The organism is Pseudomonas sp. FW215-R2 (assembly GCF_058789255.1).
The window spans coordinates 360,129-384,364 of sequence record NZ_JBYTBO010000003.1 but is presented as its reverse complement, the minus strand read 5'-3'; the positions used below and the strand labels follow the sequence as shown (position 1 = coordinate 384,364).

General features: G+C 61.1%; 25 protein-coding genes. 10 read left to right on the top strand and 15 right to left on the bottom strand.

All coding sequences use genetic code 11. The features are described 5' to 3' along the window. Positions 1 to 39: 39 nt before the first annotated feature. The 9 genes from AC3WRD_RS06665 to ffh all read right to left on the bottom strand — a co-directional run bounded on the left by AC3WRD_RS06665 (position 40) and on the right by ffh (position 7,388). Positions 40 to 1,344 (bottom strand): homoserine dehydrogenase, encoded by a 1,305-nt coding sequence (locus AC3WRD_RS06665; protein WP_018926703.1) that lies wholly within the window; start codon positions 1,342 to 1,344, stop codon positions 40 to 42. Between the two features lie 132 nt (positions 1,345 to 1,476). Further along, the gene (gene dsbC, locus AC3WRD_RS06660) at positions 1,477 to 2,208 is read right to left on the bottom strand and encodes a bifunctional protein-disulfide isomerase/oxidoreductase DsbC (RefSeq protein ID WP_007954633.1); all 732 of its coding nucleotides are present in this window, start codon (positions 2,206 to 2,208) and stop codon (positions 1,477 to 1,479) included. 143 nt (positions 2,209 to 2,351) lie between these two features. Continuing rightward, positions 2,352 to 3,248, bottom strand: coding sequence for a site-specific tyrosine recombinase XerD (gene xerD, locus AC3WRD_RS06655; protein ID WP_096819254.1), 897 nt, complete (start codon positions 3,246 to 3,248; stop codon positions 2,352 to 2,354). Positions 3,249 to 3,310: 62 nt separating this feature from the next. Further along, complete coding sequence (locus AC3WRD_RS06650; protein ID WP_102619531.1) at positions 3,311 to 3,724, bottom strand: acyl-CoA thioesterase; 414 nt, start codon at positions 3,722 to 3,724, stop codon at positions 3,311 to 3,313. Between the two features lie 91 nt (positions 3,725 to 3,815). Next, the gene (gene rplS / locus AC3WRD_RS06645) at positions 3,816 to 4,166 is read right to left on the bottom strand and encodes a 50S ribosomal protein L19 (protein WP_003175895.1); all 351 of its coding nucleotides are present in this window, start codon (positions 4,164 to 4,166) and stop codon (positions 3,816 to 3,818) included. A gap of 45 nt (positions 4,167 to 4,211) precedes the next feature. Continuing rightward, a complete protein-coding gene (gene trmD, locus AC3WRD_RS06640) occupies positions 4,212 to 4,964 on the bottom strand; it encodes a tRNA (guanosine(37)-N1)-methyltransferase TrmD (protein ID WP_096819250.1) in 753 nt (250 codons plus the stop codon). A gap of 2 nt (positions 4,965 to 4,966) precedes the next feature. Next, entirely contained in the window at positions 4,967 to 5,503 is a 537-nt protein-coding gene (rimM, locus tag AC3WRD_RS06635; protein ID WP_102619530.1) for a ribosome maturation factor RimM, read from the bottom strand. A 5-nt stretch (positions 5,504 to 5,508) separates the two neighbouring features. After that, positions 5,509 to 5,760 carry a 30S ribosomal protein S16 gene (gene rpsP, locus AC3WRD_RS06630; RefSeq protein ID WP_003185073.1) on the bottom strand — a complete coding sequence of 84 codons (252 nt, stop codon included), beginning with the start codon at positions 5,758 to 5,760 and terminating at the stop codon, positions 5,509 to 5,511. Between the two features lie 251 nt (positions 5,761 to 6,011). After that, positions 6,012 to 7,388, bottom strand: coding sequence for a signal recognition particle protein (gene ffh, locus AC3WRD_RS06625; RefSeq protein ID WP_102619529.1), 1,377 nt, complete (start codon positions 7,386 to 7,388; stop codon positions 6,012 to 6,014). Between the two features lie 209 nt (positions 7,389 to 7,597). On the opposite strand from ffh, the gene AC3WRD_RS06620 reads away from it, so the two are divergent. The 3 genes from AC3WRD_RS06620 to AC3WRD_RS06610 all read left to right on the top strand — a co-directional run bounded on the left by AC3WRD_RS06620 (position 7,598) and on the right by AC3WRD_RS06610 (position 11,216). Next, the gene (locus tag AC3WRD_RS06620; RefSeq protein WP_096819244.1) at positions 7,598 to 8,410 is read left to right on the top strand and encodes a cytochrome C assembly family protein; all 813 of its coding nucleotides are present in this window, start codon (positions 7,598 to 7,600) and stop codon (positions 8,408 to 8,410) included. Between the two features lie 12 nt (positions 8,411 to 8,422). Continuing rightward, positions 8,423 to 9,664, top strand: coding sequence for a transporter associated domain-containing protein (locus AC3WRD_RS06615; protein WP_102619528.1), 1,242 nt, complete (start codon positions 8,423 to 8,425; stop codon positions 9,662 to 9,664). Between the two features lie 235 nt (positions 9,665 to 9,899). After that, positions 9,900 to 11,216, top strand: coding sequence for an MFS transporter (locus AC3WRD_RS06610; RefSeq protein WP_102619526.1), 1,317 nt, complete (start codon positions 9,900 to 9,902; stop codon positions 11,214 to 11,216). Positions 11,217 to 11,262: 46 nt separating this feature from the next. Here the strand turns inward: AC3WRD_RS06610 and purT are convergent, their stop codons facing one another. The 5 genes from purT to AC3WRD_RS06585 all read right to left on the bottom strand — a co-directional run bounded on the left by purT (position 11,263) and on the right by AC3WRD_RS06585 (position 14,460). Then, a complete protein-coding gene (gene purT, locus AC3WRD_RS06605; protein WP_102619525.1) occupies positions 11,263 to 12,444 on the bottom strand; it encodes a formate-dependent phosphoribosylglycinamide formyltransferase in 1,182 nt (393 codons plus the stop codon). A 100-nt stretch (positions 12,445 to 12,544) separates the two neighbouring features. After that, a complete protein-coding gene (locus AC3WRD_RS06600; protein WP_096819236.1) occupies positions 12,545 to 13,012 on the bottom strand; it encodes a preQ0 transporter in 468 nt (155 codons plus the stop codon). A 64-nt stretch (positions 13,013 to 13,076) separates the two neighbouring features. After that, positions 13,077 to 13,292: a DUF1289 domain-containing protein gene (locus AC3WRD_RS06595; protein WP_096819234.1), complete on the bottom strand. Its 216-nt coding sequence runs from the start codon at positions 13,290 to 13,292 to the stop codon at positions 13,077 to 13,079. Further along, entirely contained in the window at positions 13,289 to 13,813 is a 525-nt protein-coding gene (locus tag AC3WRD_RS06590; protein WP_011332606.1) for a gamma carbonic anhydrase family protein, read from the bottom strand. Before AC3WRD_RS06590 ends, AC3WRD_RS06595 begins: the two co-directional genes overlap by 4 nt. A gap of 47 nt (positions 13,814 to 13,860) precedes the next feature. Continuing rightward, on the bottom strand, positions 13,861 to 14,460 hold the full coding sequence (locus AC3WRD_RS06585; RefSeq protein ID WP_085711654.1) for a CoA pyrophosphatase: 600 nt from the start codon (positions 14,458 to 14,460) through the stop codon (positions 13,861 to 13,863). Positions 14,461 to 14,607: 147 nt separating this feature from the next. On the opposite strand from AC3WRD_RS06585, the gene AC3WRD_RS06580 reads away from it, so the two are divergent. The 7 genes from AC3WRD_RS06580 to nagE all read left to right on the top strand — a co-directional run bounded on the left by AC3WRD_RS06580 (position 14,608) and on the right by nagE (position 23,267). Then, positions 14,608 to 15,159, top strand: coding sequence for an NUDIX hydrolase (locus AC3WRD_RS06580; protein WP_096819233.1), 552 nt, complete (start codon positions 14,608 to 14,610; stop codon positions 15,157 to 15,159). 103 nt (positions 15,160 to 15,262) lie between these two features. After that, positions 15,263 to 15,778 (top strand): L,D-transpeptidase family protein, encoded by a 516-nt coding sequence (locus tag AC3WRD_RS06575; protein WP_096819231.1) that lies wholly within the window; start codon positions 15,263 to 15,265, stop codon positions 15,776 to 15,778. Between the two features lie 329 nt (positions 15,779 to 16,107). After that, positions 16,108 to 16,839, top strand: coding sequence for a GntR family transcriptional regulator (locus AC3WRD_RS06570; protein WP_007954613.1), 732 nt, complete (start codon positions 16,108 to 16,110; stop codon positions 16,837 to 16,839). A gap of 30 nt (positions 16,840 to 16,869) precedes the next feature. Then, complete coding sequence (gene nagA / locus AC3WRD_RS06565; RefSeq protein WP_102619524.1) at positions 16,870 to 17,976, top strand: N-acetylglucosamine-6-phosphate deacetylase; 1,107 nt, start codon at positions 16,870 to 16,872, stop codon at positions 17,974 to 17,976. After that, entirely contained in the window at positions 17,969 to 18,979 is a 1,011-nt protein-coding gene (locus tag AC3WRD_RS06560; protein WP_102619523.1) for an SIS domain-containing protein, read from the top strand. The genes nagA and AC3WRD_RS06560 overlap by 8 nt, the downstream gene beginning before the upstream one ends. Before the next feature lie 35 nt (positions 18,980 to 19,014). Then, a complete protein-coding gene (gene ptsP / locus AC3WRD_RS06555) occupies positions 19,015 to 21,528 on the top strand; it encodes a phosphoenolpyruvate--protein phosphotransferase (protein WP_102619522.1) in 2,514 nt (837 codons plus the stop codon). A 23-nt stretch (positions 21,529 to 21,551) separates the two neighbouring features. Beyond that, a complete protein-coding gene (gene nagE, locus AC3WRD_RS06550; RefSeq protein WP_102619521.1) occupies positions 21,552 to 23,267 on the top strand; it encodes an N-acetylglucosamine-specific PTS transporter subunit IIBC in 1,716 nt (571 codons plus the stop codon). Positions 23,268 to 23,922: 655 nt separating this feature from the next. On the opposite strand, the gene AC3WRD_RS06545 is transcribed toward nagE, so the two are convergent. Then, positions 23,923 to 24,234 carry a YqfO family protein gene (locus AC3WRD_RS06545; protein ID WP_102619520.1) on the bottom strand — a complete coding sequence of 104 codons (312 nt, stop codon included), beginning with the start codon at positions 24,232 to 24,234 and terminating at the stop codon, positions 23,923 to 23,925. Positions 24,235 to 24,236 lie beyond the last annotated feature (2 nt).

The window sequence follows — 24,236 nt, the reverse complement described above, 5'->3', positions numbered from 1 at the left end:
ACACAGGGCCCGCAGGCGGGCCCTGTGAAGGAGATCAACTTAGTTCAAGTGCTCGACGCGGATCCGCACAACCGGACCGACCACGCCCGCCAGGGCTTCGAGGGCGGCGATCGCATCGTTGATGTGCTGTTCCAGCACGCGGTGGGTCAGCAGGATCATCGGCACCAGGCCGTCGTGTTCCTCGACTTCCTTCTGCATGATCGACTCGATGTTGATGCCGCGCTCCGACAGGATGCTCGCCACCTGAGCGAGCACGCCCGGATGGTCCTTGGCCTGGATGCGCAGGTAGTAGGCGCTTTCGCAGGCTTCGATCGGCAGGATCGGATGGGCCGACAGCGAGTCCGGCTGGAAGGCCAGGTGCGGCACGCGGTTTTCCGGGTCGGAGGTCATGGCGCGAACCACGTCCACCAGATCCGCGATCACCGACGAAGCGGTCGGCTCCATGCCGGCGCCAGCGCCGTAGAACAGGGTCGAACCGGCAGCGTCACCGTTGACCATCACCGCGTTCATCACGCCGTTGACGTTGGCGATCAGGCGATCGGCCGGGATCAGCGTCGGGTGTACGCGCAACTCGATACCCGCGGCGGTGCTGCGTGCCACGCCCAGGTGCTTGATGCGGTAGCCCAGCGCTTCGGCGTAGTTCACGTCGGCGGTGGTCAGCTTGGTGATGCCTTCGGTGTAAGCCTTGTCGAACTGCAACGGAATACCGAACGCGATCGAAGCCAGGATCGTCAGCTTGTGCGCCGCGTCGATGCCTTCGACGTCGAAAGTCGGATCGGCTTCGGCGTAGCCCAGCGCTTGCGCCTCGGCCAGCACGTCTTCGAAGGTGCGACCCTTCTCGCGCATTTCGGTGAGGATGAAGTTGCCGGTGCCGTTGATGATCCCGGCGACCCAGTTGATACGGTTGGCGGACAGGCCTTCACGGATCGCCTTGATCACCGGAATGCCACCGGCTACCGCCGCTTCAAATGCCACGATCACGCCTTTCTCGCGTGCCTTGGCGAAAATTTCATTACCGTGAACGGCAATCAGAGCCTTGTTCGCGGTGACCACATGCTTGCCATTCTCGATGGCCTTGAGTACCAGCTCGCGGGCAACGGTGTAGCCGCCCATCAGCTCTATGACGATGTCGATCTCAGGGTTCGTGGCCACTTCGAAGACATCGTTGGTAATCGCAATACCGGTCGTCTGGAACTGAGGCTTTGGCGTGCGCATGGCAATTTGTGCCACTTCGATTCCACGCCCGGCACGACGAGCAATTTCCTCGGCGTTGCGCTGAAGTACGTTGAAGGTACCGCCACCGACGGTCCCTAACCCACAGATGCCTACTTTGACCGGTTTCACTGTGAACTCCCCATAAAACGGCCGACGCGAGGCCGGCCGTGAAAACAACCGCGCAATCGCGGCTCTCTATTGATGGCCCGGCCATGTTGCCGCCGGACCACGCTCGTCAGCGCCTGAGCGTGACGATGCGAATTACTTCGCGCCCAGCGCCAGTTTGGCGACTTGTGGCGCAGGCTGGTAGCCCGGAATGACTTGTCCGTCAGCCAATACGATGGCCGGTGTGCCGTTCACGCCGATCGACTGACCGAGGGCGAACTGCTTGGAAACCGGGTTCTCGCACTTGGCAGCCTTGATTTCCTTGCCATCGACCATCTTGTCCATGGCCGCTTTCTTGTCTTTCGAGCACCACACAGCTTGCAGTTGCTCGTCACCCGGCGAACCCAGGCCCTGGCGCGGGAACGCCACGTAACGCACTTCGATGCCGCGCTTGTTCAGCTCCGGCACTTCGGCGTGCAGCTTGTGGCAGTACGGGCAAGTGGTGTCGGTGAAAACGGTGATGTGCGACTTGGTTTCGCCCACGGCCGGGTAAACCACGGTCTCGGCCACCGGGATCGCATTGATCAGTTTGGAAATGCCCAGGCGCTCGGTCTTCTCGGTCAGGTTGACCGGTTTGCCGTCCTTGAGCTGGAACATGTAGCCCTGAACGATGTACTGGCCGTCGGCGCTGGCGTAGAGCACGCGGCTGCCCTTGAGCTTGACTTCGTACAGGCCCGGCAGCGGGCTGGCGGTGATGGTGTCCACCGGCACGTCGAGCTGGAGGTTTTCCAGGCTCTGGCGGATGGCTTTGTCGGCCGCATCATCGGCGACGGCAAAGGTGCTGACCAACGCAATGGCTGCGGCGGCGAAAATCTGGGTGAGACGCATGAGAACTCCTGAAGGCGGACAAATGGAACGTTCAGAACGCCCGTGCCGGAACACCGGGTCATAACCGTCCATCGTGCAAACCGGCAAAGCCTACCACATAAGGTTCGCGTGACCGAATGCGCCTGTCGCAAGACAGACTGCGCTCAGCCTCGAGGGTGATGCTTGGCATGCAGATCCTGCAACCGTGCCCGGGCGACGTGAGTGTAGATCTGCGTGGTCGACAGGTCGCTGTGGCCCAACAACATCTGCACCACCCGCAAATCGGCGCCATGGTTGAGCAGGTGCGTGGCGAAGGCGTGACGCAGCGTGTGGGGCGACAGTGATTTGCCGATGCCGGCGACCTTGGCCTGATGCTTGATACGGTGCCAGAAGGTCTGGCGAGTCATCTGCTCGCCGCGCTGACTGGGAAACAGCACATCGCTGGGGCGTCCGCCCAGCAGCTCGCCGCGACCATCGCGCAGGTAGCGCTCGACCCAGACAATCGCTTCCTCGCCCATCGGTACAAGGCGCTCTTTACTGCCCTTGCCCATTACCCTCAATACGCCCTGACGCAGGTTGACCTGCTCCAGGGTCAGACTGATCAGCTCGGTTACCCGCAAGCCGCAGGCGTAAAGGACTTCAAGCATGGCGCGGTCACGCTGGCCGATGGCTTCGCTCAAGTCTGGCGCCCTCAGCAACGCTTCAACGTCGGCTTCTGACAGGGATTTGGGCAACGGCCGACCGAGTTGCGGCATGTCGACGCGCAAGGTCGGATCGACCGAGATCAGTTTTTCCCGCAACAGGTAGCGATAAAAGCCACGTACACCCGAGAGGAATCGCGCGGTAGAACGGGGTTTGTAGTTCTGTTCCAGGCGCCAGGCCAGGTGATCGAGGATCAATTCACGACCGGCGTTGATCAGCTCGAGATTTTTCTCCTGCAACCAGCCGTTGAACAGTGCGAGATCACTGCGATAGGCGTCGCGGGTGTTGTCGGAAAGACCTTTTTCCAACCATAGGGCGTCGAGAAACTGGTCAATCAGCGGGTGGTCGATGGCGGGCATAAAAGCTCAGGCAAGGCAGAGATGGCGGACAGTCTTTCATAGCCCGCCCGTACACGGAACCTTCAGGCGGCAAAACCAGGCAGAACTGGCACCGGGCGCTTGTCGTCGTCAATCGCGACGAAGCTGAACTGCCCGTGAATCGCCTTTTCGCGCCCGTCGCAGCTCATGCTTTCAACGAACACTTCCACCTCGACCTTGAGGCTGGTGTTGCCGACCTTGATCACCCGCCCGACCAGTTCGACGATGGAACCTGCGGGGATCGCGTGGTTGAAATCGATTCGGTCGGTCGACACGGTCACCAGTGGCAAGCGGCAGAAACGCGTAGCGGTGATAAACGACACTTCGTCCATCCAGGCGAGCGCAGTGCCGCCGAACAGGGTGTTGTGATGGTTGGTGGTCGGCGGGAAAACCGCCTTGGTCACGCGGGTCACCGAGAGTTCGGTGCGGCGTTCGATTTCGTGCTCACGAGATGTCATGGATACGGCCTGAAGCAATAGTGCTGTGGATAAATTGCGGACAACAAAAAAGCAGCCCGTAGGCTGCTTTTTTCTGCATCGGAAGCTGGACTTAAGCCAGTTTTTCCTTGATGCGAGCTGCTTTACCCGACAGGTCGCGCAGGTAGTACAGCTTGGCTTTACGTACGTCACCGCGACGTTTAACAGCCATGCTGTCGATCTGCGGGGAGTAGGTCTGGAAAGTACGTTCTACGCCAACACCGTTGGAGATTTTACGAACGGTGAACGCACTGTTCACGCCGCGGTTACGCTTGGCGATTACAACGCCTTCGAACGCTTGCAGACGGGAACGATCGCCTTCCTTCACTTTCACCTGAACGACAATGGTGTCGCCCGGGGCAAAGGTAGGGATCTCTTTGGTCATCTGCTCTGCTTCGAGTGCAAGGATGATTTTGTTGGTCATGCTGTGCTCCTAAGGTAAATCGTCGGATTTACCATCGATACGTTGTTAACTATCGTCCCGCTCGCGGATGTATTCCTCGAGCAGCTTCTTCTCTTCTCCAGAAAGCGAGCGGCTTTCCAGAAGATCGGCGCGTCGTTCATAGGTCCGACCAAGGGACTGCTGTAAACGCCAACGCCGGATGTGCGCGTGGTTGCCACTCAGCAACACGTCGGGTACACGCTGATCCGCATACACCTCAGGTCGGGTGTAGTGCGGGCAATCCAGCAGACCATCCGTAAAGGAATCTTCCTCGGCGGAGTCCGCATGCCCTAAAGCTCCAGGCAGCAGTCGTGTAACCGCATCGATCAGGACCATGGCCGGCAGCTCGCCACCAGACAGTACATAGTCGCCAATCGACCACTCTTCATCGACATGAGCTTCAATAAAACGCTCGTCAATGCCTTCATAGCGACCGGCAATCAGGATCAGTGCATCCGATTTCGCCAGTTCGCGTACCGCCGACTGAGTCAGTTGACGGCCTTGGGGGGACAGGTAAATCACCTTCGCCGCCTCCCCGGCTGCTGCCTTGGCCTGAACCAGAGCATCTTCCAGGGGCTTGATCTTCATCACCATGCCCGGACCACCGCCAAACGGGCGATCGTCCACAGTGTGATGCCGATCCGTCGTGTAATCCCGCGGATTCCAACAGGTCAGCTGCAAGAGCCCCTGTTTGACCGCACGACTGGTGATGCCGTAGTCGCCAATGGCGGAAAACATCTCGGGAAACAAACTGATCACTTCTACGCGCAAGTTAGCCACGCTTAGAAGTCCGCGTCCCAATCCACCTTCATCTCGCCCGCTGCGAGGTCGACGGCCAACACGCATTGCTCCGTATAGGGCAACAGGCGTTCGCGATCATCCAGGCTGCCAGCGCAAGGCTTGACTACCATTACATCATTGGCGCCGGTTTCCAGAAGATGATCGATTTTCCCGAGCAATTGCCCAAGCGTGTCGATGACCTTCAGACCTTCCAGCTGGTACCAGTAGTACTCGCCTTCGGTCAATTCAGCGAACAGGTTGCGCGGCACGCAGATCTCATAACCGGCCAGAAGACGAGCTTCTTCACGATCATCAAGACCCTTGAGCTTTGCGACCAGGAACTTGTCGCTCCCGCGTCCACTGACCAGCTCGACCTGTTTGACATTGCCTTCGCGCTTGAGCGTCCAGGTTTTGTACTGCAACAGGTTTTCAGTCGGATCAGTAAAGGAATAAACCTTCACTTCGCCGCGAACGCCGTGAACAGAGTAAATTTTGCCAATAACGATCAAATCATCGGCAATAGCAGGCGTCGCGTTCATATTGCTCAGGCCGCAGCCTTAGCCGATTCCTTCAGCAACTGAGCAACACGCTCAGAAGGCTGTGCACCAACGCTCAGCCAGTAGGCAACGCGCTCTTGGTTCACGGACAGACGGATTTCCTGACCACGGGCAACAGGGTTGAAGAAACCAACCTGTTCTTTGTGGGAACCGTCACGCGGGTTGCGGGAGTCGGTTACGGTCAGGTGGTAAAACGGGCGCTTTTTGGAGCCGCCAAGGGCAAGACGGATTGTTAGCATGTGAACATCGTTCCTGTAGTCGGTGCTGCAAATCTAAATGCACAGCGGGCATGGGTGCCCGAAAGGCCGCATATTCTAAGGAATATCCGGACTTTTGCAAATGACTTTTTCCGGCGCCTATGGCAGGCCGTGCAGATTTGCATATAGGGCCGTCGTTTAAAACGGCCGGTCAGCTCCCGCCGAGTGCGGGTTTGCTGTTGATCCCGCATCCTTGCGGGGTCTGCGCCGGTGCGACGACCGGCGCGGATTCTTTACATTTTCGGCATGCCGCCGCCGGGCAACATACCGCCCATGCCGCGCATCATTTTCGCCATTCCGCCCTTGGCGGAGAATTTCTTCATCATCTTCTGCATCTGCTTGTGCTGCTTGATCAAGCGACCGATGTCCTGCACCTGAGTGCCGGAACCCATGGCGATCCGGCGCTTGCGCGAACCGCTGATCAGCTCAGGGTCGCGGCGCTCGGCCGGGGTCATGGAGTTGATGATGGCTTCCATCTGTTTGAATTGCTTCTCTGCGGCGCTCTGGGCATTGCCCATCTGCGACAGGTTCACACCACCGATACTCGGCAGTTTGTCCATGAGGCCGCCGAGACCGCCCATGTTCTTCATCTGTTGCAACTGATCGCGGAAGTCTTCGAGGTCGAAGCCCTTGCCCTTCTTCAGTTTCTTGGCCAGTTTGTCGGCCTTGTCCTTGTCGAGGGTCGCTTCAGCCTGTTCGATCAGGCTGAGCACGTCGCCCATGCCGAGGATCCGCGAAGCGATACGCTCCGGGTGGAACGGATCGAGGGCTTCGGTCTTCTCGCCCATACCGATGAACTTGATCGGCTTGCCGGTGATGGCACGAACGGACAGCGCGGCACCGCCACGGGCATCACCGTCGACCTTGGTCAGGATCACACCGGTCAGCGGCAGAGCGTCGCCGAAGGCCTTGGCCGTGTTGGCGGCGTCCTGACCGGTCATGGCGTCGACCACGAACAGGGTTTCGACCGGGTTGATCGCGGCGTGCAGCGCCTTGATCTCGCCCATCATCTCTTCGTCGATGTGCAGACGACCGGCGGTATCGACGATGACCACGTCGATGAATTTCAGTTTTGCTTCTTTAATAGCCGCGTTGGCGATGTCGACCGGCTTCTGGCTCAGGTCGGACGGGAAGAACGTCACGCCGATGTCGTTGGCCAGGGTTTCCAGCTGTTTAATAGCCGCAGGACGATAGACGTCCGCCGACACGACCATGACCGACTTCTTCTTGCGCTCTTTAAGGAAGCGCGCCAGCTTGCCGGCGGTAGTGGTTTTACCGGCACCCTGCAGACCGGCCATCAATACGACGGCTGGCGGCACGGCACTCAGGTTCAAATCTTCGTTGGCCGCGCCCATCAGGCTTTCGAGCTCGGCCTGGACGATCTTCACGAACGCCTGGCCCGGCGTCAGACTGCGCGACACTTCGGTGCCGACAGCGCGCTCCTTGACCGAATTGACGAAGTCCTTGACCACCGGCAGGGCGACGTCGGCTTCGAGCAACGCCATGCGCACTTCGCGCAGGGTGTCTTTGATGTTGTCTTCGGTCAGCTTCGCCTTGCCAGTGACATGGCGCAGCGTCTGCGAGAGACGGTCGGTTAAGTTTTCAAACATTGCGCGATCCTTTCAGGCCCTGTGTAGACCGGGATAATGGCGGCCCAGACCGGAATCAACATGTGCTCGGCGAGCCTGCGGCGTGGGCAGGTCGCGGATTATAGCGAAGACTGCGTCTGGCGGACACCTCGCTGTCAGCTTGCCGGTCTTTCGTGCCATGGCGGTTCTATGCCAAACTCAGCGCCTTTCGGGCTTGCCTAACAGGATTTATGCTCCCCTTGTCACCGAGTTTGCTGACCACCCTCGCCGCCGCCCTTCTATATGCCGCTGCGACCCTCTATCAGGGCACCCGCCTGGCCACTGGCGCCAAGGCCAACAAGCGCCTGCTGGTCACGCTCGGCGTGCTCGCCGTGCTGGCCCACAGTGCCAGCCTGCTGACTCACCTGCTGACGCCGATCGGTCTGGGCCTGGACTTCTTCAGCGCTTCGAGCCTGATTGCCGCGGCAGTCATTGCCCTGACCCTGCTGGCCTGTTCGCGGATCCCGGTGGAAAACCTGCTGGTCCTGTTGTTCCCGCTGGGTGCGATCACCGTGTTGCTGGCGCAGTTCGCACCCACCGGCACCGTGCAGATCATCGACGAAGAGCCGGGCATCCTCGCGCATATCCTGCTGTCGATCCTCGCCTACGGCATGTTCACCATCGCCGTGTTCCAGGCGTTGTTGCTGCTGGTGCAGGATCACCAGCTCAAGAACAAGCACCCGTCCGGGCTGATCAAGAACTTCCCGCCGCTGCAAACCATGGAAAGCCTGCTGTTCGGCTTCCTCTGGGCCGGCTGGACGCTGCTGTCGCTGTCGCTGATTTCCGGCTGGCTGTTCGTCGAAAACCTGTTTGCCCAGCACCTGGTGCACAAGACCCTGCTGGCCTGCCTGGCCTGGGTCGTGTTCAGCGTGCTGTTGTGGGGCCGCAACCGCCTGGGCTGGCGCGGCCACAAAGCGATCCGCTGGACCCTCGCCGGTTTCTGCCTGCTGATGTTGGCGTATTTCGGCAGCAAACTGGTCCGTGAATACATCCTGCACATCTGACGGGCGGCATAAATGGACGGTTTGCCCATAGGGCCGATGCTCGCGGTTTTTGTCCTGCTGATTCTCTGGTCGGGGTTGTTTACCGCCATCGAAGTGGCGCAACAGCATCTGCTGGCGCAACGCACCGCGTCGCGCGCCAGTGACAAGCCACTGGCAAAACTCAGCTTCCCGCTCGACAGCCTGATCCTGTGCAACACCCTGTGTCGCGCCCTCGCCGTGGTGCTTGCCACGCTACTGGCGATTTTCCTCTGTGAAGAGAACGGTCCTTGGGCAGCCTGCCTGGGCGCCAGCGCCGTATTGCTGGTATTTGCCGACTATTTCCCGCGCACCCTCGCCCAACGTTATCCGGACGCCGTGCTGTCATTCGGCAATTCGTTGCTGGCTGTTCCGCTGAAAGTGATCTATCCGCTCGCATGGCTGCTGAGCAGCATCAGTGGTTTGCTGTTGCGTCCGCTGGTGCGCAAGCCTCAGGTCGTGCAGCAGAGCGATGACGACGTCCCCGCCGATCGCCATGACGACCCGGATCACTCGTCTCGCCCGCACCCGGTTTCCGGCATCCATGCGCTGGACAACATCACGGTCAACGACATCCTGGTGCCTCGCAGTGACGTCGACGGCATCAATCTTGATGACCCGATCGAAGAAATCATCGAGCAATTGCGCCACAACAAGCGCACGCGCCTGCCGGTTTTCCACAGCGACATCAACCAGGTCGAGGCCGTCCTCAACACCCGGCAGATCCGCCACTTGCTGGACAATCACGCCCTGACCCGCGAAGCGCTCCTCGCCGCCAGCTACGAGCCGTATTTCGTCCCGGAAAGCACGCCACTGCAACTGCAGCTGCTGAACTTCCACAAGCAGCAGCGGCGCCTGGGCATGGTGGTGGACGAGTACGGCGAAGTGTTGGGGATCGTCACCCTGGAAGACATTCTCGAAGAAATCGTTGGCGAATTCGAAAGCGAGCACAGCCTCGACAACCCGCATATTCATCCGCAGGCCGATGGTCGCATGGTGATCGACGGCGCCGCCTCGATCCGCGAGCTGAACAAATGTCTGGGCTGGCACCTGCCCAGCGACGGCCCCCGGACTCTCAACGGTCTGGTGACCGAAGCACTGGAAACCATTCCGGAAAGCGCGGTCTGCCTGAAGATCGGGCGCTATCGCCTGGAGATCCTCGAAACCGAGGAGAACCGCGTAAGCAAAGTGCTCATCTGGCACACCAGCTCGGCACCGGCACTCACACCCGTCCGCTAGCTCGCCCCTTGTTCAATCGTTAGCCACCTTCCTATAATCGGGGCGCTTACCCAAGCCCCGCCGAACCGCGTGCTTACCCCGCACCCGACTGGTTCCGGCCGGTTCATCACCGCTTTCCGCATCACACCGACGACTGTTCCTACTCGAAACAGCGCTCGTGCCTCATCCCACATCCCTGGGTGTTCGACCATAATAATTCGCTCCAATGGAGCTCATGACTGTCAGGGATCACCGCATGACGACCAGTACCGCTTACAGCGACACCGCGCCTGCCCAACCGACCAACTCCGCCACCCGCGTGGCTACCGCGAGTTTCATCGGCACGGCCATCGAGTTCTACGATTTTTACGTCTACGCCACTGCTGCTGCACTGGTGATCGGGCCGGTATTCTTTCCGCAGACATCCGGCACAGCGCAGATGCTCTCGGCATTCCTCACTTTCGGTATCGCGTTCCTCGCCCGCCCGCTGGGTTCGGCACTGTTCGGCCACTTCGGCGACCGTATCGGACGCAAATCAACACTGGTGGCTTCCCTGCTGCTGATGGGTGTCTGCACCACGCTGATCGGCGTGCTGCCGGGTTACGACAGCATCGGGGCGTGGGCGCCGATCCTGTTGTGTGTGCTGCGCTTCGGCCAGGGCCTGGGATTGGGTGGCGAATGGGGTGGCGCGGCGCTGCTGGCGACCGAAAACGCACCGAAAGGCAAACGCGCGTGGTTCGGCATGTTCCCGCAGTTGGGCCCTTCGATCGGTTTTCTGGCGGCCAACGGCCTGTTCCTGACCTTGGCCATGACGCTCAATGACGAACAGTTCCGCAGTTGGGGCTGGCGGATTCCGTTCCTGCTCAGCGCAGTGCTGGTGATGGTCGGGCTGTATGTGCGCCTCAAACTTCACGAAACGCCAGTGTTCGCCAACGCCATCGCCCGTCAGGAGCGGGTTAAAGTGCCGCTGGTCGAGCTGTTCAGCCAATACTGGGCACCGACGCTGCTGGGTGCCGCCGCCATGGTGGTGTGCTACGCGCTGTTCTACATCTCGACGGTGTTTTCCCTGAGCTACGGCGTGTCGACGCTGGGCTACAGCCGCGAGACATTCCTCGGGCTGCTGTGCTTCGCTGTGCTGTTCATGGCGGCCGCCACGCCGTTGTCAGCCTGGGCAAGCGATCGTTACGGGCGCAAACCGGTGCTGATCGTCGGTGGTGTGCTGGCGATTCTTTCCGGGTTTCTAATGGAGCCGTTGCTGACTCAGGGCTCGACCTGGGGCGTGGCGCTGTTCCTGTGCATCGAGCTGTTCCTGATGGGTGTGACGTTCGCCCCGATGGGCGCGCTGCTGCCGGAACTGTTCCCGACGCACGTCCGCTATACCGGAGCATCGGCGGCCTACAACCTCGGCGGGATTGTCGGGGCCTCGGCGGCACCGTTCTTCGCGCAGAAACTGGTGGCGATGGGTGGTTTGAGTTATGTCGGCGGGTATGTATCTGCGGCCGCGGTGCTCAGCTTGATCGCTGTGCTGTGCCTGAAGGAAACGCGCCATAACGACCTGAATCAGGTGTCATAAGCGCAATGATCGCTCCCGCACGGGCGGGAGCGATCAGATAGCGAGATTACAGCTCTACAACGACCGCCTGAGAAGCACGGGTCGCCTTGGCACGAGCGGCCTCGATCGACTCGTCACGCGCCAGGGCCACGCCCATGCGACGCTGGCCATTGACCTCAGGCTTGCCGAACAGACGCAGCGCGGTATCCGGCTCGCTCAGTGCAGCGCCGAGGTTGGCGAATGCGGTCTGGGTCGACTGACCTTCCACCAGAATCACCGCCGAAGCCGATGGGCCGAACTGACGGATCAGCGGCACCGGCAGGCCGAGAATCGCGCGGGCGTGCAGGGCGAACTGCGACAGGTCCTGGGAAATCAGGGTCACCAGACCGGTGTCGTGCGGGCGCGGCGACACTTCGCTGAACCACACCTGATCGCCCTTGATGAACAATTCGACGCCAAACAGGCCACGACCACCCAAGGCTTCAGTTACCGCTTTGGCAACGCGCTCGGATTCAGCCAGTGCAATCGGGCTCATGGCCTGTGGCTGCCAGGATTCCTGGTAGTCGCCTTTCTCCTGACGGTGGCCGACCGGCGCACAGAACGTGGTGCCGCCGATATGACGAACGGTCAGCAGGGTGATTTCGTAGTCGAAATCGATGAAACCTTCGATGATCACCCGACCTTTGCCAGCGCGACCGCCCTCTTGCGCGTAATCCCAGGCTTTCTGCACGTCATCGACGCTGCGCAGCAGGCTCTGGCCCTTGCCCGACGAACTCATCACCGGTTTGACGACGCACGGGAAACCCAGGTCTTCAACGGCTTTGCTGTAGTCCTCGAAGGTATCGGCGAAGTGGTACGGCGAAGTCGGCAGATCCAGTTCTTCGGCGGCCAGACGACGGATCCCTTCGCGGTTCATGGTCAGTTGCGCGGCGCGAGCAGTCGGGATCACGGTGAAGCCTTCGGCTTCCAGCTCGACCAGGGTAGCGGTGGCGATGGCTTCGATTTCCGGCACGATGAAGTGCGGCTTCTCGGCTTCGATCACCGCACGCAGGGCTGCGCCATCAAGCATGTTGATCACGTGGCTGCGATGAGCAACCTGCATGGCCGGCGCATTGGCGTAACGGTCAACGGCGATCACTTCAACGCCCAGGCGTTGCAGCTCGATCACCACTTCCTTGCCCAACTCACCACAGCCACACAGCAATACGCGGGTCGCGGTCGGCGACAATGGAGTTCCGATACGGGTCATCTCAGGTCCTCAAAGAAGCGGATCATCGAGGAAAGCAACGCCAGACGCGCTTTCCATGGGGAGAAAGCGCGGCATTTTACATGAACCTGAGGGTTTGGCTTCAGCCGGCGACAGCCTGTTTACGCTCGCGCCAGGCCATGATCAGCCAGACGGCGGTGACACCGGCGAACTTCGAGGCCAGAGCAGTGATGATCACCGGTGGCGTCAGCAGGTCGATCATGCCGAAAAAGATGAAGGTATCGAGGGGAATGCTCAGCGCCGAACTGATCCACAGGCGGTCACGCAACGGCCGCTTGGTGACGGTGAACACCAGCCAGTCGATGCACTCGGACACCGCGAACGCCGTGGCGCTGGCCAGCGCAATCGATGGATCGGAGGTGACATAGGACAGCACCAGCGCCGCCAGCATCGCCGCAATCGCACCGTGGCCGAACCGGATCTGCACCATGTCGCGCAACACGAACACCAGCCCGCCCCAGGCCGACCAGATGATGTCCAGGTGCGGCGCAGTGGAGAAGGCGAAGTTGATCAGCACGACACTGCTGATGTAAGCGATGAGGAAAATCATGGGCGTGACCTGTCAATTTGGCGCACAGGTTACTTCAGCCCTTCGAGGACGCCAATCAAATCGGCTATTGCCCAGGCGTTTTGCCGATCATCCAGACCAGCCCACTAGACTTCGCCCGCTCATGACACAACCCCAGCACCGCCCGCCGCTCGTCGTTGGTCATCCGGCTCCAGCGGGTGATTTCCTCGACCGTGCGCTGGCAACCGGTGCAAATGTCATCGTCATCCAACGCGCAAATATTCACGCAGGGCGAGGCCACCGGCCGCTCAACCGTATTCATTCTTCCTGCTCGACCAGATCGCGCGCATAGCGCTGCGAGTTATGTACATAGTGGGCGGCGCTGGCTTCGAGCATCTTCTTCTGTTGTTCGGTCAGCTCACGCACTACCTTGCCCGGCGAGCCCATTACCAGCGAGCCGTCCGGGATTTCCTTGCCTTCGCCGATCAGCGAATTGGCGCCGATGATGCAGTTCTTGCCGATCTTCGCGCCGTTGAGGATGACCGCGTTGATGCCGATCAGGCTGTAGTCGCCGACCGTGCAGCCGTGGAGCATGGCGTTGTGGCCGATGGTCACGCCGGTGCCGATGGTCAGCGGGTAGCCCATGTCGGTGTGCATCACGGTGCCGTCCTGCACGTTGCTGTTCTTGCCGATCAGGATCAGTTCGTTGTCGCCGCGCAACACGGCGTTGAACCAGACGTTGGCACCCTCTTCCAGTCTGACCTTGCCCACCAGCACGGCATTGGGGGCGACCCAGCTCTGCGGATGGGTCTCGACACGGGCGTCGCCCAGGCGGTATTTCATCTTGTTTTCCTCAGGGCTCACGTTGGCTGGCCATTCGAACGATGGCTTCAGGTGTTGATAAAGCTTTTAGGCGGTCGATGCAGGCTGATTTTGGCGTCATAGAGCAGGTTGATCAACTCGACGATCATGATCGCCGTCAGCCCCCAGATCTTGTATTCGCCATAACGATAGCTCGGCACGTACCAACTGCGACCCTGATAGTCGATGCGGTGGGTGTGTTCGCGCGGGTCCTTGCGGAAGAATTCCAGCGGCACACTGAACACCGCAGCGATCTCGGCATCATTGGCCTGGTATTCGACGAAATCGGGAATCACCCCGACATACGGTGTGACCTTGATGCCATGCAGGGAGATCAACGGGCTGAGCGGACCGATCACTTCGACCAGGCCGGGCGGCAGGCCGATTTCTTCTTCGGCTTCACGCAGCGCGGTAAAGATCAGGTCCGGATCCTCCGGATCCCGTCGACCGCCGGGAAAGGCGACTTCGCCACCGTGGGTCGAGAGCCCGCTGGCGCGCAAGGTCAGGACAAGCTCGGGTTCGTCACTGCGAGTAATCGGCACCAGGACGGCGGCCTCGGGGAAACGCGTGTCGGTCTCCAGCGTGCGCGGCGTGTGATTGCTTACCCGGTGCAGTAGCTCGTCCAGCATAAGTGTTCTCGATCTGTGCCTTGCCCTGCATCATGCACCAATCAATGCGACCGCCCAAGCCCCGGACAAGGGTCATGTCGCGAAACGACAACTTGCCGACTGACACCGCTGCACGCCAAGATAGGCGCAGCATTCAGGAACCCCAGCATGAAATTTTGCAGCCAGTGCGGCAACCCGGTGACCCAGCGCATTCCCGAAGGCGACTCGCGGCTGCGATTTGTCTGCGACAGCTGTCAGACCATTCACTACCAGAACCCCAATATCGTGGCCGGATGCGTGGCGACCTGGGGCAGCAAAGTCCTGCTCTGCCGCCGTGCCATCGAGCCGCGTCTCGGTTACTGGACGCTGCCCGCCGGTTTCATGGAGAACGGCGAGACCATCGAGCAGGCCGCCATCCGCGAAACCGCCGAGGAAGCCTGCGCCCGGGTGCGTAACCTGAGCATCTACACCCTGATCGACGTGCCGCATATCAGCCAGGTGCATGTGTTCTTTCGCGCAGAGCTGGCGGACCTGGATTTTTCCGCCGGCCCCGAGAGCCTCGAAGTGCAACTGTTCGACGAAGCGCAGATTCCGTGGGACGAGCTGGCTTTCCGCACGGTGGGCCGTACCTTAGAATGCTTCTTCGCTGACCGCCGCGCCGAGACTTACCCGGTGCGCTCGGAATCGATCCCGCCGCTCGCTCAACCGGCCATCACTTGATTTCAGCGCCAGCCGGCCGATAACCCGCGTGCGCAGCCCGCGACAGCGCCTGCATAAGATCTATAAATAAATTATCTGCATCACCTTCTGGGGAATCGTTTCAATGCGCTGGTTGCTTGCCCTGTTTTGCCTGTCGTTCGTCACCGTCTCCCAAGCGTCGTTCGTGACCACCGTGACGCCTTCGAACACCCCGCTCATCGAAAAAATACTGGTGCTCAAGTCGGCTCATCAACTGCAGTTGATCGCCGATGGCAAGCCGCTCAAGAGCTATCGCATTTCCCTGGGCAAGGGCGCGAAAAAAGGCCCGAAACTGATTGAAGGCGACAAACGCACACCTGAAGGTTTCTATTGGATCGACTGGCGCAAGACCAGCGACAAATTCAACCTGTCGATGCACATCTCCTACCCGAACATCAGCGACTCCGCCCGCGCCCGGCGCGAAGGCGTCGAGCCTGGCGGCATGATCATGATCCACGGCACGCCGGATTCCGAAGACAACCCGGAAAACCTGTTCCACACCCTGGACTGGACCGACGGCTGCATCGCCATGCGCAACGTCGACATGCGCGAAGTCTGGAACCTGGTGCCAGACGGCACGATGATCGAAATCCGCCCCTGATTCTGTCACCAGGGCGCCTGCTCTCTCCGGGCCGCGAAGCGGCCCTTCCCTCTGACCATTGGTCGCCCGCAAAAAATAAATTCAAAAGATCGCAGCCTGCGGCAACGTCTGAACGGTGATACCACTTTCACCCGCCAGAACTGCCGCAGACTGCGATCTTTTGCATTCCAGAGCCCACCTCTAATACCACTTGAAACCACCCACCCTGAAACACCCGATCCCAAAGGACTACAGGCCTTTGCGTTGCGTTGACATGGTATGCAAGTGGTATTAGTTTTCGTCGAAACAGCGAGCGACAACAATCCAATATCAGCTCCGGAAATGCCTGCATGAATGATCTACACGCCCTGCGCCCTGACGACTCCCAGCCGACGCCGCTGTACCTGCAACTGGCGCGCAACCTGGAAGCAGCGATCCATGCCGGCCAGTGGAAAGCCGAACAGGCGATGCCGTCGGAGCGCAATCTCAGCGAAATGCTGGGGATTTCCCGGGTCACCGCCCGCAAGGCGCTGGAAGTCCTGCTCGATCAAGGTTTGATCCGCCGCCTGCAAGGTTCCGGCACCTTCATCACCCCACGCCTTGAACAACCGCTGTCGCGCCTGTCGGGTTTCAGCGAAATGCTCCGTCTCAAGGGCTTCGTGCCCAGCTCGCAATGGCTGGAGCGGGAAATCACCCTGCCAACCCACGAAGAACTGATCCGCCTCGGCCTGTCGCCGAACGACAAGGTCGCGCGCATGAAACGCCTGCGCAAAGCCGACGACACGGTGATGGCCATCGAGATGAGCACCCTGCCCGCCTCGATCATGCCCAAGCCACAAGTGGTGGGCGATTCACTCTACGAACACCTCGACAGCATCGGCAAACCGATCGTGCGCGCCTTGCAGCACATCCAGGCGATCAACGCCTCGGACGAGTTCGCCGCGCTGGTCGGCATCGCCCCCGGCACCGCGATGCTGCTGATGACCCGGGTCGGCTATCTGGAAGACAACACGCCGATCGAAGTCACCGACACCTATTGCCGCAACGACTACTACGACTTTGTTGCAGAGCTTCGCCGCTGATCAGCAGCCAGGCCAAACGAGAGAAGCGAAATGTCCGAAGACAACATCCTTACCGCTGACGGCTGGATTCGCGGCCGGCTGATCCACGAACACGGCAGAGTCGTGTCCATCGAAGGCGTGCCTTGCGATCCGGCGGACAACGACCTGCCTTATCTGCTGCCGGGCTTCATCGATCTGCACGTCCACGGCGGTGGCGGCAAGGACATCATGGAAGGCACCAGCGCCTTCGAGACCATCACCAAGACCCACGTGCGTTTCGGCACCACCTCGCTGCTGGCCACCACGATGACCGCGCCGAGTGCCGAGATCTCCAGCGTGCTCAAGGATGTCGGCGAATTCTGCGAGCAGCGTCCGAAAGGTGCCGCCCGGGTCCTCGGTGTTCACCTCGAAGGTCCGTACATCAATCCCGGCAAACTCGGCGCGCAACCGAACTTTGCCCACACCGCGCTGATGGCCGAAGTCGAAGAGTATCTGGCACTCGCGCCGATCCGGGTGATCACCATCGCCCCGGAAATCGCCGGCCACGACGGCTTGATTCGTGAACTGAGCCGCCGTGGCATCCGCATGCAGATCGGCCACACCCTCGGCAGTTACGAGGAGGGTGTCGCCGCACTGGATGCCGGTGCCACCAGTTTCACGCACTTGTACAACGCCATGAGCCCGCTGCATCACCGCGAACCGGGCATCGTCGGCGCCGCACTCGCCCACGCCAAGTTCGCCGAGTTGATCCCGGACTTGCTGCACGTGCACCCCGGTGCGATCCGCGTGGCCCTGCGCTCGATTCCTTGCCTGTATTGCGTCACCGATTCGACCGCCGCCGCCGGCATGCCCGACGGCGAGTACAAGCTCGGCAGCCACACCGTCACCAAATGCCTGGGCGGCGTGCGCCTGCCGGACGGCACGCTGGCCGGCAGTACCCTGACCATGGATCAGGCTTTGCGCAATCTGGTGAAGATCGGTCTGCCGATCGCCGAGGCCTCGCAACGTCTTTCGCAATTCCCCGCCGACTACCTCGGCATCACCGAACGCGGGCGCCTGCAACCGGGCGCCTGGGCCGACTGCGTGCGGCTGGATCGCTCACTCACACTGACCGCCGTCATGGTCGAAGGAGAAGACATTGACTTCAAAAATGCTTGAGGAGGCGCTGTCCTCGTTCGAGGCCGTGCAAGCCCAACTGCAACAGCTCGATGGCTCGATGATCGAGATCGCCGGGCGCCTGCGCCGTCAGCCGCCGCAAGTGGCGATGACCGTCGCCCGTGGCAGTTCCGATCATGCGGCGAGCTACTTCGCCTACCTGACCATGCAGCAACTGGGCATTCCAGTGGCGTCGCTGCCGATGTCGGTGGTGACCATGCAACAGGCGCCGTTGAAAGTCAGCGGTCAGGTCGCGTTCGCGTTTTCCCAGTCGGGCCAGAGCCCGGACCTGGTCAACAGCCTGCGTCTGCTGCGCAAGCGCGGTGCCCTGAGCGTGTCGATGGTCAACGCCGCCGACTCGCCGCTGGAGGCCGCGTGCGAATTCAGCCTGCCGCTGCTGGCCGGCACCGAAAGCAGCGTCGCCGCGACCAAGAGCTTCATTGCCACCCTCAGTGCCAGCGCCCGTCTGATCGCGCACTGGAAAGAAGACAGCGAATTGCTGGAAGCACACAACGCCTTGCCCGAAGGCTTGTGCGACGCCGCGCAACAGGACTGGAGCCTGGCCATCGACGCCCTGCGCGATTGCGAACGCCTGATGGTAATCGGCCGTGGTGCCGGTTTCGCCATCGCCCAGGAAGCCGCGCTGAAATTCAAGGAAACCTCGGCGATCCAGGCCGAAGCCTTCAGCAGCGCCGAAGTCCGTCATGGCCCGATGGCCCTGATCGACGAACACTATCCGCTGCTGGTGTTCGCCCCGCGCGGTGCCGAACAGGCCGGTCTGCTGAGCCTGGCGGCCGAAATGCGCCAACGCGGCGCCCGCGTGCTGCTGGCCGCACCGGATGACGTGAGCGAACGCGACCTGACCTTGAGCCGCGCGGAGCATCCGGCGCTCGACCCGGTCCTGGCGATCCAGAGTTTCTACGTGATGGCGGCCGGTCTGGCCATGGCCCGTGGCATGGACCCGGATCAGCCGCGACACCTGAGCAAAGTCACTCGTACGCACTGAGTCCGAACCGAACGTTTTCCTGATGAGACCGAGCCATGCACAACAACAATAAAGAGCTGACTTTAAGCGCCCCGCTCAGCGGCCCGGTGCTCACGCTCGCCAAAGTTCCGGACGCGGTGTTCGCCAGCGGCGCGATGGGCGACGGCATTGCCATCGATCCGCTGAACGACACCTTGTATTCGCCCTGCGCCGGGGTGGTGATCCACGTTGCCCGCACCGGCCACGCGCTGACCGTGCGTGCCGACAACGGCGCGGAAATCCTCCTGCACCTGGGACTCGACACGGTCGAGTTGCAGGGCGAAGGTTTCTCGATGCTGGTCAAGGAAGGCACTCGGGTCAGCAGTGGCCAGCCGTTGCTGCGCTATGACCTGGACAAGGTCGGCCGCCAGTGCAAAAGCCTGGTCAGCCTGCTGATCCTGACCAACAGCCAGGACTTTCAGGCGCGTCCCATCACCCTGAAAACGGTGAAGGTTGGCGAACCGCTGCTGCACATAGTTGCTCGTCACAGCACGGCGGCGAATGCAGAAGAAACCGGCGGCCCTGAAGTTCACGGTCACGTGCGGGTCGCCCATCGCGGTGGCCTGCATGCACGCCCGGCCGCGTTGATCCGCCAGACGGCGCAGGGTTTCAAGAGCCAGTCACAGCTGCATTTCGCCGGCAAGTCGGCGCCGTGCAACAGCCTCATCGGCTTGATGGGCCTGGCGATTGGCGAGCAGGACGAAGTGCAAGTCAGCTGCCAGGGTTCCGATGCGCAAGCAGCACTGCAAGCCTTGCTCAACGCACTGGCCACCGCCCTGCCCGACGACCACCACGCTGCCGCGCCGGTTGTTTCTGCACCACGCAATCGCCCGGCCGAGGCCGGCGTGTTGCACGGTGTGTGCGCCGCACCGGGTCTGGTCGGCGGGCCGCTGTTTCGCTTGAACGCGATCAGCCTGCCGGCGGACGCTGGCAATCATCAGCCCGAACACCAATTGCAGATCCTCGACGCGGCACTGAATCAGGTTCGCAGCGAAATCAACGGCACCCTCGCCCAGGCGAAAAAACAGCGTAATGCCGACGAAGAAGCGATCTTCGCCGCGCACCTGGCGCTGCTGGAAGACCCGGCCCTGCTCGACGCCGCGCAGCAATCGATTGAAACCGGTACTGCGGCGACTCACGCCTGGAGCCACTCCATCGACGTGCAATGCGAGGTGCTGCAGAACACCGGCAGCGCACTGCTGGCCGAGCGTGCCAACGATCTGCGCGACTTGAAACAACGGGTGCTGCGTGCCCTGCTCGGCGAAGCCTGGCATTACGACGTGCCGGCCGGCGCCATTGTCGCCGCCCACGAACTGACGCCTTCGGACTTGCTGCAACTGAGCGCGCAAGGTGTCGCCGGGTTGTGCATGGCCGAAGGGGGCGCAACTTCCCACGTGGCCATTCTGGCCCGGGGCAAAGGCCTGCCGTGCATGGTCGCACTGGGCTCGGCGCTACTGGATCAAGCGCAAGGTCAATCTGTGGTCCTCGACGCCGACGGCGGGCGCCTCGAACTGACGCCAAATGCCGAAAGACTGGCCGAAGTCCGGCAAGCCCAGATCGACCGCCAACAACGTCGCGAAGCCCAGCAAGCCCAAGCCCATCTGCCGGCGGAAACCCGCAACGGCGTGGCCATCGAAGTGGTCGCCAACGTCGCCTCCAGCCATGAAGCGGCGGACGCGTTTGCCAATGGCGCCGATGGCGTCGGCCTGTTGCGCACCGAGTTCCTGTTCGTCGATCGCCACACCGCGCCGGACGTCGAAGAACAGCGCACCGCCTACCAAGCGGTGATCGATGCCATGGGCGACAAGTCGGTGATCATCCGCACCATCGACGTCGGTGGCGACAAACAACTCGATTACCTGCCACTGCCGGAGGAAGCCAACCCGGTGCTCGGCCTGCGCGGCATTCGCCTGGCCCAGGCCCGCCCGGAAATCCTCGATCAGCAACTGCGCGCACTGCTGCAAGTCAGCCCGTTGCAGCGCTGCCGGATCCTGCTGCCGATGGTTACCGAGGTCGACGAACTGCTGCACATCCGCCAACGGGTTGATGCGCTGTGCCTGGAACTGGGCATCGATCAACGTCCGGAAATCGGCGTGATGATCGAAGTCCCGGCCGCTGCATTGCAGGCCGAACAACTGGCCGAACACGCGGACTTCCTGTCCATCGGCACCAACGACCTGTCGCAATACACCCTGGCCATGGACCGCGACCATGCCGGCCTCGCCGCACGGGTCGATGCCTTGCACCCGGCGCTGCTGCGCCTGATCGCCATGACCTGCGAAGGCGCGGCGGTGCATAAACGTTGGGTCGGCGTGTGCGGCGCCCTGGCTTCCGATCCGCTGGCGACGCCGGTGTTGATCGGCCTGGGCGTGACCGAACTGTCGGTGAGCCCGGTACAGATTGGTGAAATCAAGGATCGCGTGCGCCAGGTGCACGAAGTCGAATGCCAACGCCTCGCCCGGGACTTGCTCAAGCTGAGCAGCGCCGCCGCGGTGCGTCATGCCTGTCATCAACATTGGCCTCTGCGCTAACAAAAACAACAAGGACAAACGCCATGTACCAACTCTTCATCGAAGGCCTGCAACGCCTCGGCCGAGCGCTGATGCTGCCGATCGCGATCCTGCCGATCGCCGGCCTGCTGCTGCGCCTGGGCGACACCGACCTCTTGAACATCGCGATCATCCACGACGCCGGGCAGGTGATCTTCGCCAACCTGGCAATGATCTTCGCCATCGGCATCGCGGTCGGCTTCGCCAAGGACAACAACGGCACCGCCGGCCTCGCCGGGGTGATCGGTTACCTGGTGATGATCTCCACGCTGAAAGTGCTCGACGCCAGTATCAACATGGGCATGCTCGCCGGGATCGTCAGCGGCCTGATGGCCGGCGCGCTGTACAACCGCTTCAAGGACATCAAGTTGCCGGAGTACCTCGCGTTCTTCGGCGGACGGCGCTTCGTACCGATCGTCACCGGTTTTGCGGCGGTGGGTCTGGGCGTGGTATTCGGCTACATCTGGCCGCCGATCCAGCACGGCATCAACAGCTTCGGCAGCCTGATGATGGAAAGCGGCAGCTTCGGCGCCTTCGTCTTCGGTGTATTCAACCGCCTGCTGATCGTCACCGGCCTGCACCACATCCTCAACAACATGGCGTGGTTCGTGTTCGGCAACTTCACCGACCCGACCACCGGCGCCCTGGTCACCGGCGACCTGTCGCGTTACTTCGCTGGCGATCCGAAGGGCGGCCAGTTCATGACCGGCATGTTCCCGATGATGATCTTCGGCCTGCCCGCGGCGTGCCTGGCGATGTACCGCAACGCCCTGCCGGAACGACGCAAAGTGATGGGCGGGATCTTCCTGTCGATGGCCCTGACCTCGTTCTTGACCGGGGTAACCGAACCGATCGAATTCGCCTTCATGTTCCTCGCACCGCTGCTGTATCTGGTGCATGCGTTGCTGACCGGGCTGTCGATGGCAATCACCAACGCGCTGAACATCCATCTGGGCTTCACCTTCTCCGGTGGCTTCATCGACATGGTGCTCGGCTGGGGCAAGTCCACCAATGGCTGGCTGGTGATCCCGGTGGGCCTGGCCTATGCGGTCATCTATTACGCGGTGTTTGATTTCTGTATCCGTCGCTTCAACCTGAAGACGCCGGGGCGTGAAGACGTTGCCACCGCCGACAAAGCGGTTCTGACCGAAAACGAACGCGCCGGGGCTTACATCAAGGCACTCGGTGGTGCGGAAAATCTGGTCACGGTTGGCGCGTGCACTACGCGGTTGCGACTGGAAATGGTCGACCGCAACAAAGCTTCGGATGCGGATTTGAAAGCACTGGGTGCGATGGCGGTTGTGCGTCCGGGCAAGGGTGGGAGTTTGCAGGTGGTTGTGGGGCCGATGGCCGACAGCATTGCTGATGAGATTCGCCTGGCGATGCCGGCGTTGGGACGGGCCGTAGTGGCTGCTCCTGTCGCGATCATTGAAAGCAGCGAACCTGTCGCAGTCGCCACACCGCTCGCACAGCAATGGCTGACGGCTCTGGGTGGTAGCGACAATGTGCTGCAACTCGACTGCATCGCCATGAGCCGAATTCGCCTGCAACTGGCCGATGGCAAGGTGCTGTCGGAAAGCCGATTGAAAGAGCTTGGATGTTTGGGTGTTAGCGCGCTGGAAGATGGCGTGTGGCACTTGCTGGTGGGGGATCGGGCGCAGAGTTTGAGTGTGGCGCTGGAGGGGTTGGTTAATCGGAGTGAGGTGAGTGCGAAGGTTTAGGGCGACCACTGGATCGCTGGGTGGGGGTGATTTGACGCATTTTGTGCGGGCTCCGAATCCCCCCTCACCCTAACCCTCTCCCGGAGGGAGAGGGGACTGACCGCGGTGATTGGGTGAGGTACGCCGACGTGAAATACCGAGGTGAACTCGGGTTCTAAAACGTATGCAACTCCTCTCCGGCTTTGATCTTTTGATCTTTTGATCTTTTGATCTTTTGATCTTTTGATCTTTTGATCTTTTGGCTTTGGCTTTGGCTTTGGCTTCCACCACTCAACACGATGAGCGTTAGCTCGAGTACCGCTTTTGACGTGCCGGCCCCATCGGCAGGCTGAGTGGAGGGATTTATCCGGGGGTGGGAGCGCAGCGACCGTGCGGCGCAGCCGCATGCATCGAGAGGAGGTGCAGCGAAGCAAACCGTAGGCGATGCCCCCGGATGAATCCCGTAACGAAGGAACACCGAGCCACAGCGAGGTGCCGTACGCCGGGGCCCAGCCTTTTGCTTACTTTTCGGCGTTTGGAAAAGTGAGCCGCTGTAAGAGCGGAACCGCCAGCGGCAACACCCGCAAAAACGGATATTCACCCAACCCAAACCGAGAACAACAAAAAACCCGCTGAAATCACTCTCAGCGGGTTTTCCATAACTGCGATCAGAAGATCAAAAATCCTCCAACCGCCAAACCTCATAAGCCGGCGTCTCGTAAGGATGGCTAGCCTTCAAAGCCCCCACCACCCCACGAATCAACTCATCGCCAACGACAAGCTCGACCTTCCACTCCTCGACCCGCTCAACCTGCCCCGCCTGACCAATAAACGGCTGACTCCCGTCCAAAGGCCGAAACTGACCAGTACCAAGCACCTGCCAAGCACAATGGTCATAGTCACCGATCCGCCCACCGCCGGCAGCGAATACAGCGTCCTTGACCACCTCGACATGACTGTCGGGAACAAAAAAAGCGAGCTTGTACACAG

What these genes read in the sequence shown, in the direction of transcription:
- AC3WRD_RS06620 (WP_096819244.1), top strand. Translation starts at nt 7,598, where the DNA reads ATGCTCCCCTTGTCACCGAGTTTGCTGACCACCCTCGCCGCCGCCCTT.
- AC3WRD_RS06615 (WP_102619528.1), top strand. Translation starts at nt 8,423, where the DNA reads ATGGACGGTTTGCCCATAGGGCCGATGCTCGCGGTTTTTGTCCTGCTG.
- AC3WRD_RS06650 (WP_102619531.1), bottom strand. Translation starts at nt 3,724, where the DNA reads ATGACATCTCGTGAGCACGAAATCGAACGCCGCACCGAACTCTCGGTG.
- AC3WRD_RS06590 (WP_011332606.1), bottom strand. Translation starts at nt 13,813, where the DNA reads ATGAAATACCGCCTGGGCGACGCCCGTGTCGAGACCCATCCGCAGAGC.
- dsbC (WP_007954633.1), bottom strand. Translation starts at nt 2,208, where the DNA reads ATGCGTCTCACCCAGATTTTCGCCGCCGCAGCCATTGCGTTGGTCAGC.
- AC3WRD_RS06580 (WP_096819233.1), top strand. Translation starts at nt 14,608, where the DNA reads ATGAAATTTTGCAGCCAGTGCGGCAACCCGGTGACCCAGCGCATTCCC.
- rimM (WP_102619530.1), bottom strand. Translation starts at nt 5,503, where the DNA reads ATGAACGCGACGCCTGCTATTGCCGATGATTTGATCGTTATTGGCAAA.
- nagA (WP_102619524.1), top strand. Translation starts at nt 16,870, where the DNA reads ATGTCCGAAGACAACATCCTTACCGCTGACGGCTGGATTCGCGGCCGG.
- rpsP (WP_003185073.1), bottom strand. Translation starts at nt 5,760, where the DNA reads ATGCTAACAATCCGTCTTGCCCTTGGCGGCTCCAAAAAGCGCCCGTTT.
- ptsP (WP_102619522.1), top strand. Translation starts at nt 19,015, where the DNA reads ATGCACAACAACAATAAAGAGCTGACTTTAAGCGCCCCGCTCAGCGGC.
- AC3WRD_RS06600 (WP_096819236.1), bottom strand. Translation starts at nt 13,012, where the DNA reads ATGATTTTCCTCATCGCTTACATCAGCAGTGTCGTGCTGATCAACTTC.
- purT (WP_102619525.1), bottom strand. Translation starts at nt 12,444, where the DNA reads ATGACCCGTATCGGAACTCCATTGTCGCCGACCGCGACCCGCGTATTG.
- ffh (WP_102619529.1), bottom strand. Translation starts at nt 7,388, where the DNA reads ATGTTTGAAAACTTAACCGACCGTCTCTCGCAGACGCTGCGCCATGTC.
- AC3WRD_RS06610 (WP_102619526.1), top strand. Translation starts at nt 9,900, where the DNA reads ATGACGACCAGTACCGCTTACAGCGACACCGCGCCTGCCCAACCGACC.
- xerD (WP_096819254.1), bottom strand. Translation starts at nt 3,248, where the DNA reads ATGCCCGCCATCGACCACCCGCTGATTGACCAGTTTCTCGACGCCCTA.
- AC3WRD_RS06570 (WP_007954613.1), top strand. Translation starts at nt 16,108, where the DNA reads ATGAATGATCTACACGCCCTGCGCCCTGACGACTCCCAGCCGACGCCG.
- AC3WRD_RS06585 (WP_085711654.1), bottom strand. Translation starts at nt 14,460, where the DNA reads ATGCTGGACGAGCTACTGCACCGGGTAAGCAATCACACGCCGCGCACG.
- AC3WRD_RS06575 (WP_096819231.1), top strand. Translation starts at nt 15,263, where the DNA reads ATGCGCTGGTTGCTTGCCCTGTTTTGCCTGTCGTTCGTCACCGTCTCC.
- rplS (WP_003175895.1), bottom strand. Translation starts at nt 4,166, where the DNA reads ATGACCAACAAAATCATCCTTGCACTCGAAGCAGAGCAGATGACCAAA.
- nagE (WP_102619521.1), top strand. Translation starts at nt 21,552, where the DNA reads ATGTACCAACTCTTCATCGAAGGCCTGCAACGCCTCGGCCGAGCGCTG.
- AC3WRD_RS06595 (WP_096819234.1), bottom strand. Translation starts at nt 13,292, where the DNA reads ATGAATACGGTTGAGCGGCCGGTGGCCTCGCCCTGCGTGAATATTTGC.
- AC3WRD_RS06560 (WP_102619523.1), top strand. Translation starts at nt 17,969, where the DNA reads ATGCTTGAGGAGGCGCTGTCCTCGTTCGAGGCCGTGCAAGCCCAACTG.